Source organism: Mesorhizobium sp. M8A.F.Ca.ET.202.01.1.1, assembly GCF_004791595.1.
Classification (GTDB): Bacteria; Pseudomonadota; Alphaproteobacteria; order Rhizobiales; family Rhizobiaceae; genus Mesorhizobium.
This window is the reverse complement of the sequence record NZ_SRUN01000003.1, coordinates 1-12,467: the sequence shown is the minus strand read 5'-3', so window position 1 is coordinate 12,467 and position 12,467 is coordinate 1. Positions and strand designations below refer to the sequence as shown.

Below are 12,467 nucleotides of genomic sequence, written 5' to 3'. Positions count from 1 at the left end.
CCAGTTCAAACGTGCTGGCCGCCATTGATGTGGATTTCCGAGCCGGACACATAGGAGGACTGGGCCGAGCACAGGAAGAAGATGATGTCGGCGACTTCCGCCGTGGTACCCAGGCGCCTGAGCGGGATGGTCTCGACGATCTTGTCCGTGCCCGGCGACAGGATCGCCGTGTCGATCTCGCCCGGTGCGATGGCGTTGACGCGGATGCCGTGCGGGCCGAAATCATGCGCCATCTCGCGCGTCAGCGAGCCAAGTGCGGCCTTCGACGTCGCGTAGGCGGTGCCGGCGAAGGGATGCACGCGGGTGCCGGCGATCGAGGTGACGTTGACGATCGAGCCTTTTGCGGCCGCCAGTTCCTTGAACAGGCCGCGCGCCAGCATGATCGGCGCGAAGAAATTGACCTGGAACACGTCGCGCCAGACATGCATCGGCGTGTCGATCGAGTTCATGCGGCTGTTGCCATCCCTGAGCTTGGGCGAAATCCCGGCATTGTTGACCAGCGCATTGAGCTGGCCGCCATGCGCTTCGAGCCGATGACGGATCTCCGACACGGCAATACCGACATCTTCCTGATCGGCGAGATCGACCTTGATGTGGTCCTCGGGACCGGCAGGCCACGGGCAATCCTCGGCGAAGGCCTGGCGCGAGCAGGTGATGACGCGCCAGCCCTCGCGCGAAAAGCGCTTGACCGTGGCATGGCCGATGCCTCGGCTGGCGCCGGTCAGCACGATGGTTTTTCTGGTGTCGAGTTCAGCCATGTCGCGGTCTCCGGCCGGAGGTGTAGCCGAACACCGTGGCGCTGGCGAGAGGCGGATTGACGCTCAGCCGCCACCGAGAATGTCGAGGATCGAGGTCCGCTTCTTCTTCAACGGACCGCCAACGCTGCCCGGAGGGACCGGATGCCCGACCGAGGCGGTCGTGCCATTGTCAGCCGGCATGTCAAAACCATCGGCATCGACGGTCTGGGCGGGTCGCGCCGCGCGGACCGGCGCTGGCCTGGCCGGTGCCGTCGCCTGCGCGATCGGCGCTTGCTGTCCGACCGAAGCCGACGGAACCGGTGCCGGCTGGTTGTTGTCGGCCGAGGGAATGTCGTCGGGCACAATGGTATCCGGCGGCGTCGACTTCCAGGTGCCGGGCAGCGGCCGCACCGGCACGCCCTCATGCGCCGCGACCATGAATTCGTGCCAGGCCTGCGCCGGCAGCGCGCCGCCGGTGACCTTCTTCATCGCCGTGCCGTCATCATTGCCGAACCACACGCCGGTGGTGAGATTGGCGGTGTAGCCGACGAACCAGGCGTCGCGCGAATTCTGGCTGGTGCCGGTCTTGCCGGCCGACGGCCAGGCGAAGGCCGCCTTCTTGGCGGTGCCGACCTCGACCGTACCGGTCATCATCGAGTTCATCATGCCGACGATCTCGGGCTTGATCACACGCGGCGCGCTGCCGCCGGCGCTGTCATAGAGCACCTTGCCGTCGGCTGTCGTCACGCGGCGGATGAAGTGGATGTCGGGCTTGTAGCCGCCATTGGCGAAGGGCACATAGGCCGAGGTCAGCTCCAGCGGCGTCACTTCCGAGGTGCCAAGCGCGATCGAGGTGTTGGCCAGCAGATCGGACTGGATGCCCATGCGGTGCGCGGCTTCCACCACCGCGTTCGGCCCGACCTCCATGGTCAGCTGCGCCGCCACCGAGTTCAGCGACTTGGCCAGCGCCGTCGCCAAGGTGACTTTGCCAAAGTACTTGCCGCCGTAATTGTCGGGCGTCCAGTTGCCGATCTTGATCGGCGCGTCGTTGCGCACGCTGTCGGGCGTACGGCCGGCCTCGAGCGCCGCCATGTAGACGAACGGCTTGAACGCCGAGCCAGGCTGCCGGCGCGCCTCGGAGGCGCGGTCGAACTGGCTGGTCGAATAGTCATAGCCGCCGACCATGGCGCGCACCGCGCCGGAATCGTCGATCGATACCAGCGCGCCCTGGGTGACGTTGAGCTTCTTGCCGCTGTCGTCGATCAGCCGGCGGATCGACTGTTCGGCAAGCTTCTGCAGGTTCAGGTCGACGGTGGAGTCGATGACGATATCGCCGCGCACGTCGCCGATCAGGTCGGGCAGTTCTTCCATGATGGTGTCGGCGACATAGTTTTCCGAGCCGGTCCAGTAGGACGGCGAGCGCGTCGCCGGCGCGCTCAGCGCCGTCTTCAGCTCCTTCTCGCTGATCTTGCCCTCCTCGCGCATGGCGGCGAGCACCAGTTGCGAGCGCTCCTCGGCGGCCTTGGGATCGCGCGCCGGCGACAGCCGCGAGGGCGCCTTCAGCAGGCCAGCCAGGAGTGCGGCTTCCGACAGGGTGACGTCGCGCGCGCTCTTGCCGAAATAACGCCGCGAGGCCGCCTCGACACCAAAGGCACCGGAGCCGAAATAGACCCGGTTGAGGTACATTTCGAGGATCTGGTCCTTGGTGTGTTTGTGCTCCAGCCACAGCGCCAGCAGCACTTCCTGCACCTTGCGTTCCAGCGTGCGGTCGGGCTTCAGGAACAGGTTCTTGGCCAATTGCTGCGTCAGCGTCGAACCACCTTGCGAGAAGTGCCCGCCGGCGAGATTGGTGACCATGGCGCGCGACAGGCCGATCGGATCGACGCCGAAATGCGAATAGAAACGGCGGTCCTCGATGGCGATCACCGCCTCGGGAATATAGGGCGACATTTCGTGCAGGCCGACCGCTTCGCCGCCACTCATGCCGCGATTGGCCAGCAGCTGCCCGTCGGCCGAGACGATCTTGATATTGGGCGCGCGGTCCGGGATCGACCAGGTCGTGGCCGCGGGCATCTTGGCGCCGTAGTAGACAACGACGCCCGCGACCGCGATGCCGCCCCATATGGCGAGCACGAAGCACCAGTAGACCAGCCGGCCGAGCACGCCGAACAGGCCGCGCCCGCTTCCACCGCGCCTCCCCCGGGCCGATTTCCCCTTCGATGATTTGCGTTTGGCGGAGGCTTTGCGGTTGCTCGGCACGACGCGGTCCTCCTCGCTCACCGAAAGACCCGTCTGGGATTTCGCCCGTGGCGGTCCCTCGAAGCTGGGCTCGATGCGGCTGTCTCTGCGGTTCGCCATGCGCTGCGCTGATATCCCCGGTGCCAATGGCGCTCGGGTTGAAGAGTAGATGCGGCGATTTAAGGGCGGGTTAAGCAGGCCTTCGGCCAAGCCTTTGAATTTCGTTAGGAATTTGTTAATCCTGTTGCCGCCGGTCTTGGTGGCCGGATGACAGCCGGCTTATGCGATGCGAAGCCTCTGCTGGACCTCTTGGCCGCAACGCGCGCCTTATTTGCCTTCCCTACGTTTTTCGATCTCATAGGTCAGCCATCGGCAGAACATGCCGGCAATCGAAGCCGCCGCGCCGACAAGCAGACATGTGGTCAGCAGCGGGCTTTTGGAAGCGCTCGACCAACTGACGATGGCCAGCAGCACAACGCTCAGGGTTGAGATCAGATAACCCACGCCCTTGAGCAAGTGCAAAGAAGCTTTTGTCATGCCCTGAAATCTCCTCGGCCTGCTCTTGGGAACATTCATTGCGCCTTGGAGTTCCATCCCGGATCAACCCGGAACGCGACAGAGGCGCCTCATGCCCGACTACCTCAAGCTGCCGACGACGACGAAGGGCCTTGTCAGGGTCGTCATCGAAACTCCGCGCGGTGCCGCGGCCAAGGTAGCCTATGAGCCGGCTATCCAGGTATTCGGCTATGTCCGCCCTTTACCGGTCGGAATGACCTACCCCTACGATTGGGGTTTTATTCCCTCCACATTGGGGGACGATGGCGATCCCCTGGATGGGCTAGTCATCCATCAGGCCGCCACGGGTCCCGGCACCGTCATCAAATGCAACCTCTTGGGTGCGCTGCGGGTCAAGCAGAAGGATCACGGCGGCGAGGCCCTGCGCAACGACCGTTACGTCTTCTGTCCTCACAAGGAGGACGCTGAGGACGAGCCCGTGGCCGCCGACCGCGTGCCCGAGCATCTCAGGCGCGAGATCGAACAGTTCTTTCTGTCGTCGGTGCTTGGCACCGGCAAAACCATCAAGTTCAAAGGCTGGCAGGATGCCGGTGAAGCGCGCAGGGCAATCAAGAAGGGCATGAAGGCCTTTGCCGCCAGGCTACGCAAGTAAGCATGGCCATTTTCCGGTGCGTTGTTCCGATCGATCAGGCGCTTAACGGCGCGCCACGCCCGGCTCGATCCCCGACCTTGTTGTTCCGATAATCGACGCCAGCGGATAGAAGGCCAGCGCCTGCTCCTCGCAAGTGACCGCAACGACGTTGTTCGAGCGGTCGATGTCGAGACCCTTCGGGCCGCCTTCCTCGGCACTGGCCCTGCCTCGCAGAAAGGTCTCCTCGTCGAGCACGGTCACCGAGGCCGCGGGTGCTCGCTGGCCCCTCCAATCGCCGTCGCCGCCATAGACATGCACCATACGGCTGCCCGCGTCGGCGACGAGGATGTGCCGATCATCCGCTGTAAAGCGCACGCCGTGCGGATAGCCGGCGTGCTGCAGGACGCCGGCGGGTTCGCTGTCAGGCCCAAGCGAGGAGGACATGCGGTAGAGTTTTACATCCTGGGTGCCGTGGCTGCTGACGGCGATCCAGCCTCCGTCATGGCTGAGCGCAATGCCGTCGGGTATGTCGAGACCACGTTCGAGCAGCCGCTGGTTGCTCGTCGTGCGATAGCCGAGCCACCGGTTGACCACATGCCGGGTGACCAGATGCGTATAGTTGTTGCAGACCAGCAGGCTGACGCGGCCGCGCGACTCCGGCCTGACGGCAATCGAGCCCGGCGAATTCAGTTTGCAAGGCCGCCGGCCCTTTACCCGCCGAATGGCCGATATCTCGCGACTCTGGCCGGCTGGTTGCTCTCGAGGCAGGTTGAATATGGCGACCAGTCCATCGCGGTTGCCAATCGCCAGGGTGCGGTCATCGATGAAATCCAGGCCATGGATTTCGCCCATGTCGCCTGATGTCAGCTCCATGAAACCATGGATCGTGACATCGGGACCATCCGATCCGGCCTCGACGTCGATGCGCAGGACCAGCAGGCGCTTGCGCGCATAGCCGGCGATTGCCAGCAATCGATTGTCCGGTGAAAAGCGCAGGTCCTCCGTACGTCCGATCGCCGAAAGCGCCGCCCTCACCGCCGCGCTGGCCTTGAAAGCGATCCCCGGGATCATTTGCGACCCGCCCAGCGGATCGAACGCTGGAAGGGATCGAGAACCGTCCAACTGCTCGCTGTCCATTGACGACTGTCTGCCCCGCTTTGATGTCGCCGACTAAGCCCGATCGCGCGCTCGACGGTCAAGCGCAATGCAGGGGTTCCAGGCCATAACGGTTGGATATCCGCCGCCTTTGCGCTGACGCTGGTGCCCGATCCGCCATATGGTTGATGTCGCCGCCCAATCGGCGGCAGGCTCAGTTCTGCTGGATCGAAATGCCCTTGTCGTCGATCTTGAGTTCGACGCCTTTCGGCCTGGTCTGCTCGCGGTAGACGTAGACGCCCAGCGCGACGACCACGACGATGAGCGCGCCAATGATGAGATAGAGTGTGTTCTGCTTCATGGCGCGCCCTTTGTCGTGCCGAGCCTCATGCTCGTTTCAGGACCTTGACCAGAACCAGAAGGATGATGGCGCCGATCGTGGCGTGGATGATGGAGGCGATGATGCCGCCGCCGATCGAGAAGCCGATCCGTGGGAACAGCCAGCCGGCGATGAACGCGCCGACGATGCCAATGATGATGTTGCCGATCAGGCCGAAGCCGAAACCCGAAACGATGAGACCGGCGAGCCAGCCGGCGATGGCACCAATGATGATGAAGACGAGAAGGCTTTCGACACCCATAGCGGTTTCCTCCGAGCAAGAGGGCGAGCGCGGAGCGGAAGGCTCCGAATCGGCCTCGATATCAACGGCTTCAGGCTATGCGAAAGCACCCGGCCTAGCCAGCGGCGCGCTCACTGGTCGTCGTCGTCGCCGGCAGTGGGCCGCCAGCTGGTCGGCTCGACCTTCTTCTGGGTGTAGCTGTCGGTGTAGACCCACCAGCCGCCGTCGCGGTATTGCGCTATGGATTCATTGAGGACGCCGTCGCTGTCCTTCCAGGTGACGGTGACCTTGGAGCCGTCGGTCGGCGCGGTCGATATCGGCTTTCTGTCAGCCATCTCATCCCTTTTTCAGCTGTGGGCGAAGATATCCTCTTCGGCCCAGCCCATCAGGTCAAGCTTGGACCGGGTCGGCAGAAAGCGGAAACAGGCGTCCGCCTCCTTCGTGCGCCCCTCGCGCGCCAGCCGTCCGGCCAGCACGTCGCGCAACCGATGCAGATAGAGGACGTCCGAGGCGGCGTATTCGAGTTGCTCGGGCGACAGCGTTTCGGCCGCCCAATCCGACGATTGCTGCGCCTTGGACAAGCCTACGCCGAGAAGCTCGAAGCAGATGTCCTTCAGCCCGTGCCGGTCGGTGTAGGTGCGCGTCAGCCGCGAGGCGATCTTGGTGCAGAAAACCGGCTCGGGCATTACGCCAAACGCATTGTAGAGCACGGCGAGATCGAAGCGACCGTAGTGGAACAGCTTGGTGATGGTGCGGTTTCTCAACAGGCTGACAAGGTTCGGCGCCTTCTTCTGGCCCGGCGCGATCTGGATGACATCGGCGCTGCCGTCGCCAGGCGAAATCTGCACCACGCAGAGCCGATCGCGGTGCGGGTTGAGGCCGAGCGTTTCCGTATCGATGGCCACCGCCGCGACATTGTAGTGGGAGAGGTCAGGCAGATCGTTTTTATGGAAGCGGATATCGCTCATCGTCTTCTCCGGGTCGCGGCCTTCGGCGTCGCGCCTCCATCGAAGAAGCGCACACGCGCTCCAACACATTGCGCTGTCGACCCGTCCTCGCCGTGATCGGCGGAAAAATCAACAGAAAGTTGATTTTTCCGCTGTCCAGGGTTGTCCGCCTTACCGTGTCAGAGCATCCAGAATGCGCGCCCATGAGCGCTGCCCCTTGTGGAAGGAGCTGAGCTCGTATTTCTCGTTGGGCGAATGGATGCGGTCGTCATCGAGGCCGAAGCCGACCAGCAGCGATTCCATGCCGAGATAGGTCTGGAAGTCGCCCACCACCGGAATGGAGCCGCCGCTGCCGGTCGTCACCGCGGGCTTTGGCCATTCGTCCGAGAGCGCGATCTTGGCCTTGGCCAGGAAAGGCGAGTCATAGGAAAGCTGGATTGCCGGTGAACCGCCATGGGCGTGGAATTCGACCGAACAATCGGCCGGGATACGCTCCTCGACGAATTTCTGGAAAGCCGCGCGGATCTTCTTTGGATCCTGCTTGTGAACGAGGCGGAACGAAACCTTGGCCGAGGCTTCCGCCGCGATGACAGTCTTGAACCCCTTGCCGGTATAGCCGCCGATGATGCCGTTGAACTCGGCGGTCGGCCGTGCCCAGGTCAGTTCCAGCACCGAGCGACCTTTTTCGCCCGACGGGATCGACAGGCCGACAGGTCCGAGGAATGTCTCGGCCGTCTCGCCCAGTGTCTCCCATGATTTCAGCACCTGCGAGGGCGTTTCCTCGACACCGTCATAAAAACCCGGAATGGTGATATGACCGTCCTTGTCGTGGATGTCGGCCAACACCTTGGCCAGGATGCGGATCGGGTTGGCTGCAGCCCCGCCATAGAGGCCCGAATGCAGGTCGCGGTCGGCGGCCTTCACCGTGATCTCCTCGCCGACCAGACCGCGCAGCCCGACGCAGATCGACGGCGTGTCTCGGTCCCACATGCTGGTATCGCAGACCAGCGCGAAGTCGGCCTTGAGTTCCTCGGCATTGGCCTCGAGGAACGGCTTCAGCGAGGGCGACCCGGATTCCTCCTCGCCTTCGAACAGGATGGTGACGCGGCACGGCAGACTGCCGTGCACCTGTTTCCACGCACGGCAGGCTTCGACGAAGGTCATCAGCTGGCCCTTGTCGTCGGCCGAGCCGCGCCCGGTGATGACCTTGTGACCAGGTCCGATCTCCTTGATCGCGGGGGCGAAGGGGTCGTTTTCCCACAGTTCGATCGGGTCGACCGGCTGCACGTCATAATGGCCGTAGAACAGCACATGCGGCGCGCCCGCCGGCCCGTCATGATGCGCAACCACCATCGGGTGTCCAGGCGTGTCGCGCACGCTGGCGTCGAAGCCGATCAGCTTGAGTTCCGCCACCAGCCATTCCGCCGCCTTGCGGCAGTCGGCGGCATAGGCTGGATCGGTGGAGATCGACTTGATCCCGAGCAGGCCGAAGAGCCGTTCCAGGCTTTGATCGAGATTCTTGTCGAGGCGGTCGAGGACAGGGGAAACTGCGGACATGTGCATAGCCTTTCGATTCAGTGCCGGAACCGTAAAGGCAGAGCGGCGAAACGAAAAGCCCGGGACAATTGGACCACGGCCCGCGCCGGCGGCCGCGGGCAAAAAAAGACCGCCGTGGTGGAGGGGGAACCACGGCGGTCTTGTACTCGAAACGATGCGGCAGCCCGGAGAGGGGGGATAGGCTGCCGCAGTTGTCCGGTATAGGCGGGGGACGGGCCTTGCTCCGGACTTCGGCGAAAACTGCCGATGACGTGTATTTGGGTCTCTGAACATGGCGATTCAAGGGCGTTAACGTTACACTTTTGTAACGTACCCGTGAGCGGCCCTGTATAACCCCGATCTGTCAGGGTTCCCGATCTGTCAGGGTGTTGACGGAACCTATGTCTGGCGATGTCTTTGGCATGGACCAAGCCATCGCGCCGCGCTATCCCTGCCGGCATGAAAAAAGGCGATCATCTCTTCCTCATTGACGGCTCTGGCTACATCTTCCGGGCCTATCACGCACTGCCGCCGCTGACCCGCAAGTCCGACGGCCTGCCGGTCGGTGCCGTTTCCGGCTTCTGCAACATGCTGTGGAAGCTGATGCAGGATGCCCGCAACACCGATGTGGGCATTGTGCCGACGCATTTCGCAGTCATCTTCGATTATTCCTCGAAAACCTTCCGCAACGACCTCTATCCCGAATACAAGGCCAACCGTTCGGCGCCGCCCGAGGATCTGATCCCGCAATTCGGCCTGATCCGCCAGGCAACCAGGGCGTTCAACCTGCCTTGCGTCGAGATGGAAGGCTTCGAGGCCGACGATCTTATCGCCACCTATTGCCGGCTGGCCTGCGAGGCCGGCGGCGACACCACCATCATCTCCTCCGACAAGGACCTGATGCAACTGGTTGGCGACACGGTGGGCATGTACGACCCGATGAAGGATCGCCAGATCGGCATCCCCGAAGTCATCGAGAAATGGGGGGTGCCACCCGAAAAGATGATCGACATGCAGGCGCTGACCGGCGACTCCGTCGACAATGTGCCTGGCGTGCCCGGCATCGGGCCAAAGACCGCGGCGCAACTGCTCGAGCAGTTCGGCGATCTCGATGGATTGCTCGCCCGAGCCGGCGAGATCAAGCAGGAGAAAAGGCGGGAATCGATCATCGCCAACGCTGACAAGGCACGCATCTCGCGCCAGTTGGTGACGCTGAAGAACGACGTGCCGGTGGCCGAGGGACTGGACGATTTCGTGCTGCATGCTCCCGACGGGCCGAAGCTGATCGGCTTCCTCAAGACCATGGAATTCACCTCGCTGACCCGCCGCGTGGCGGAAGCGACCGGCACCGAGGCCGGCGACGTCCAGGCCGTCGCGGTGACCGTCGAACGCGCCGACAACGCACATGGCCCCGACGTCGGGGCCGGAACGCCGCCCGTCGCCCGAAACGGGGCGGCCACCGAGCCGGGCCAGGCCGCTGAAGCCGAGACGGAGACGCCAAAAAAAGGTGACACCCCTTCCCTCCTGGCCGCATTGCGGCTGGAGGGCGCGGCGACCGCCAAGATCGATACTTCGGCCTATCAGTGCATCCGCGATATCGCGACGCTGAAAGCCTGGGTCGCCGAGGCGCGGGAGGCCGGTATCGCGGCCTTCGACGTCAGGGCCACCTCGACCGATCCGATGCAGGCCTCACTGATCGGCATGGCAATGGCCACGGCGCCCGGCCGCGCCGCCTACATCCCCTTCGCCCACAAGAGCGGCAATGGCGACCTGCTCGGCGGCGGCATGCTCGAAAACCAGATCCCGCTTCGCGAGGCGCTGGCGGTGCTCAAACCACTGCTTGAGGACGGATCGGTCCTCAAGATCGCACAGAACCTGAAATATGACCTGGTCATCATGAGCCGCTACGGCGTCGATGTCGCACCCTTCGACGACACCATGCTGATCTCCTACGTGCTCGACGCCGGCACCCCCCATGGCCACGGCATGGATGCCCTTGCCGACAAATGGCTTGGCCATACCCCCCTTCAACTCAAGGACGTGACCGGTTCCGGCAAGAGCTCTGTCGGTTTCGACCAGGTCGACATCGACAGGGCGACCGCTCACGCCGCCGAGGATGCCGACGTGACGTTGCGGCTGTGGCTGGTGCTGAAGCCGCGGCTTGCCGCCAAGGGACTGGTCTCGGTCTATGAACGCCTGGAGCGGCCGCTGGTGCCGGTGCTGGCGCGCATGGAACAGCGCGGTATCTCGGTCGACCGGCAGATCCTGTCCCGGCTGTCGGGGGAACTGGCGCAAGGTGCGGCCCGGCTGGAAGAGGAAATCTACCAGCTCATCGGCGAGCGCATCAACATCGGCTCGCCCAAGCAGCTCGGCGACATCCTGTTCGGCCGCATGGGGCTGCCCGGCGGCTCCAAGACCAAGACCGGCCAGTGGTCGACCTCGGCGCAGCTGCTCGAAGATCTCGCCGCCGAAGGTCACGAACTGCCGCGCAAGATCGTCGACTGGCGCCAGCTGACCAAGCTGAAATCGACCTACACCGATGCGCTGCCCGGCTTCGTCAATCCTGACACCAAGCGCGTCCACACCTCCTACGCGCTTGCCGCAACGACGACCGGCCGTCTGTCGTCCTCCGACCCGAACCTGCAGAACATTCCGGTGCGCACGGCTGAAGGGCGCAAGATCAGGACCGCCTTCATCACCGACAAGAGCCACCGGCTGGTTTCAGCCGACTACAGCCAGATCGAACTGCGCGTGCTCGCCCACGTCGCCGAAATCCCGCAATTGCGCCAGGCCTTTGCGGATGGCGCGGACATCCATGCCATCACCGCGTCTGAAATGTTCAACGTGCCCGTGGAGGGCATGCCATCGGAAGTGCGCCGCCGCGCCAAGGCGATCAATTTCGGCATTATCTACGGCATCTCGGCCTTTGGCCTCGCCAACCAGCTGTCGATCCCGCGCGAGGAGGCGAGCGCCTATATCAAGAAATATTTCGAGCGCTTCCCCGGCATCCGCGACTATATCGAGGAGACCAAGGCCTATGCCCGCGAGCACGGCTTTGTCGAAACGATCTTCGGCCGCCGCATCCACTATCCCGACATCAGGTCGTCGAACCCGTCACTGCGCGCCTTCAACGAGCGCGCCTCCATCAATGCCCGCCTGCAGGGCACCGCCGCCGACATCATCCGCCGCGCCATGATCCGCATGGAGGAAGCCTTGGACAAGGCCAAGCTGTCCGCCCGCATGCTCCTGCAGGTGCATGACGAACTGATCTTCGAGACGGTCGAGGCGGAAGTCGAGGCGACGATCCCGGTCGTGCGCCACGTCATGGAAAACGCCGCGATGCCCGCGGTCTCGATGTCGGTGCCGCTGCATGTCGACGCCCGTGCCGCCAACAACTGGGACGAGGCGCATTGAGGTGGACATATACCTCACCTATCGCGGCCAAATCCCCTCGAAAGCAAGCAGTCTTGATGCGGTCTGGAACATGCGAAAGAGCTTTCACCGGCAATTGGAGACACTATGGGGCAAAGAGCCATTTGCGGTTCTGAAAAGATGGGAAGATTCAAATTTCGCAGCACAGGCACCAAATTTTTTACGCTCGATCGGTGACCAGGTATTCGTCCCATTTTATGGGGAGGCGGTCGGCGTAGGTGTAAGATTGGAGATCAAACTACTGACAGGCTTGCCCCAGCAGGCAGTCATAAGCAGCGGCGATTTGGACAATCGGGTAAAGCGAATAATCGACGCATTACGCCCACCCACTCAAAAAGGTGAGATTGTAGCGAACCTGGAACCAAATTCGCGATGGTACTGCGTTATGGATGATGACAGCTCTGTAAAAGAAGTAACTGCGTCGCTGGCACCATACTTGGACTCCAACGACCCGAGCGAATCTTTCGTGTTCGTTAGAGCGTTTCATGTTTTGACGGAAGCGTATCCGGCGTTTTCGAAGTAGTTCTTGCATTCGGCTGCCTCGATGGTTTCGACGAGGTGGCCGATGTGGCGCCAAGTTTCCTCGACGGTGCGTTTCTGAGCCTGGCGCATCCAGTGTTTGATCTTGGCGAAGGCCTGCTCAATCGGATTGAGGTCCGGAGAGTAGGGCGGCAGATACCAAAGTCTGGCGCCGGCAGCCTTGATCATCTGCCTG

The 12,467-nt window shown here is 63.1% G+C and carries 12 protein-coding genes; 2 read left to right on the top strand and 10 right to left on the bottom strand.

Translation table 11 applies throughout. The annotated features are described in order from the left end of the window. Nucleotides 1-5: 5 nt before the first annotated feature. From EN845_RS08040 to EN845_RS08030, 3 genes are all read right to left on the bottom strand, one after another. Nucleotides 6-758, bottom strand: coding sequence for an SDR family oxidoreductase (locus tag EN845_RS08040; protein WP_127870014.1), 753 nt, complete (start codon nt 756-758; stop codon nt 6-8). Between the two features lie 63 nt (nt 759-821). After that, complete coding sequence (locus tag EN845_RS08035) at nt 822-3,095, bottom strand: transglycosylase domain-containing protein (RefSeq protein WP_127870015.1); 2,274 nt, start codon at nt 3,093-3,095, stop codon at nt 822-824. Nucleotides 3,096-3,302: 207 nt separating this feature from the next. Further along, nucleotides 3,303-3,512 (bottom strand): hypothetical protein, encoded by a 210-nt coding sequence (locus tag EN845_RS08030; protein ID WP_127277475.1) that lies wholly within the window; start codon nt 3,510-3,512, stop codon nt 3,303-3,305. Between the two features lie 91 nt (nt 3,513-3,603). Here EN845_RS08030 and EN845_RS08025 point away from each other — a divergent pair, with 91 nt between their 5' ends. Continuing rightward, the gene (locus EN845_RS08025) at nt 3,604-4,143 is read left to right on the top strand and encodes an inorganic diphosphatase (RefSeq protein ID WP_127277477.1); all 540 of its coding nucleotides are present in this window, start codon (nt 3,604-3,606) and stop codon (nt 4,141-4,143) included. A gap of 42 nt (nt 4,144-4,185) precedes the next feature. Here the strand turns inward: EN845_RS08025 and EN845_RS08020 are convergent, their stop codons facing one another. The 6 genes from EN845_RS08020 to EN845_RS07995 all read right to left on the bottom strand — a co-directional run bounded on the left by EN845_RS08020 (nt 4,186) and on the right by EN845_RS07995 (nt 8,347). Continuing rightward, a complete protein-coding gene (locus EN845_RS08020) occupies nt 4,186-5,193 on the bottom strand; it encodes a hypothetical protein (protein ID WP_127870016.1) in 1,008 nt (335 codons plus the stop codon). Between the two features lie 238 nt (nt 5,194-5,431). Beyond that, nucleotides 5,432-5,578, bottom strand: coding sequence for a hypothetical protein (locus EN845_RS08015; RefSeq protein ID WP_127277481.1), 147 nt, complete (start codon nt 5,576-5,578; stop codon nt 5,432-5,434). A 25-nt stretch (nt 5,579-5,603) separates the two neighbouring features. Further along, nucleotides 5,604-5,858: a GlsB/YeaQ/YmgE family stress response membrane protein gene (locus EN845_RS08010; protein WP_127277483.1), complete on the bottom strand. Its 255-nt coding sequence runs from the start codon at nt 5,856-5,858 to the stop codon at nt 5,604-5,606. Nucleotides 5,859-5,968: 110 nt separating this feature from the next. Then, the gene (locus tag EN845_RS08005; RefSeq protein WP_127277485.1) at nt 5,969-6,172 is read right to left on the bottom strand and encodes a hypothetical protein; all 204 of its coding nucleotides are present in this window, start codon (nt 6,170-6,172) and stop codon (nt 5,969-5,971) included. A gap of 12 nt (nt 6,173-6,184) precedes the next feature. Further along, nucleotides 6,185-6,805, bottom strand: a complete 621-nt coding sequence (locus tag EN845_RS08000; RefSeq protein ID WP_127277487.1) for a ribonuclease D — start codon at nt 6,803-6,805, stop codon at nt 6,185-6,187. Between the two features lie 150 nt (nt 6,806-6,955). Beyond that, the gene (locus EN845_RS07995) at nt 6,956-8,347 is read right to left on the bottom strand and encodes a M20/M25/M40 family metallo-hydrolase (RefSeq protein ID WP_189522174.1); all 1,392 of its coding nucleotides are present in this window, start codon (nt 8,345-8,347) and stop codon (nt 6,956-6,958) included. A gap of 432 nt (nt 8,348-8,779) precedes the next feature. On the opposite strand from EN845_RS07995, the gene polA reads away from it, so the two are divergent. Next, nucleotides 8,780-11,734, top strand: coding sequence for a DNA polymerase I (polA, locus tag EN845_RS07990; RefSeq protein WP_167531309.1), 2,955 nt, complete (start codon nt 8,780-8,782; stop codon nt 11,732-11,734). A 501-nt stretch (nt 11,735-12,235) separates the two neighbouring features. Here polA and EN845_RS07985 read toward each other — a convergent pair. Further along, nucleotides 12,236-12,467, bottom strand: a 232-nt coding sequence (locus EN845_RS07985) for a transposase (protein ID WP_189587420.1), incomplete at its 5' end; no start/stop codon positions are given.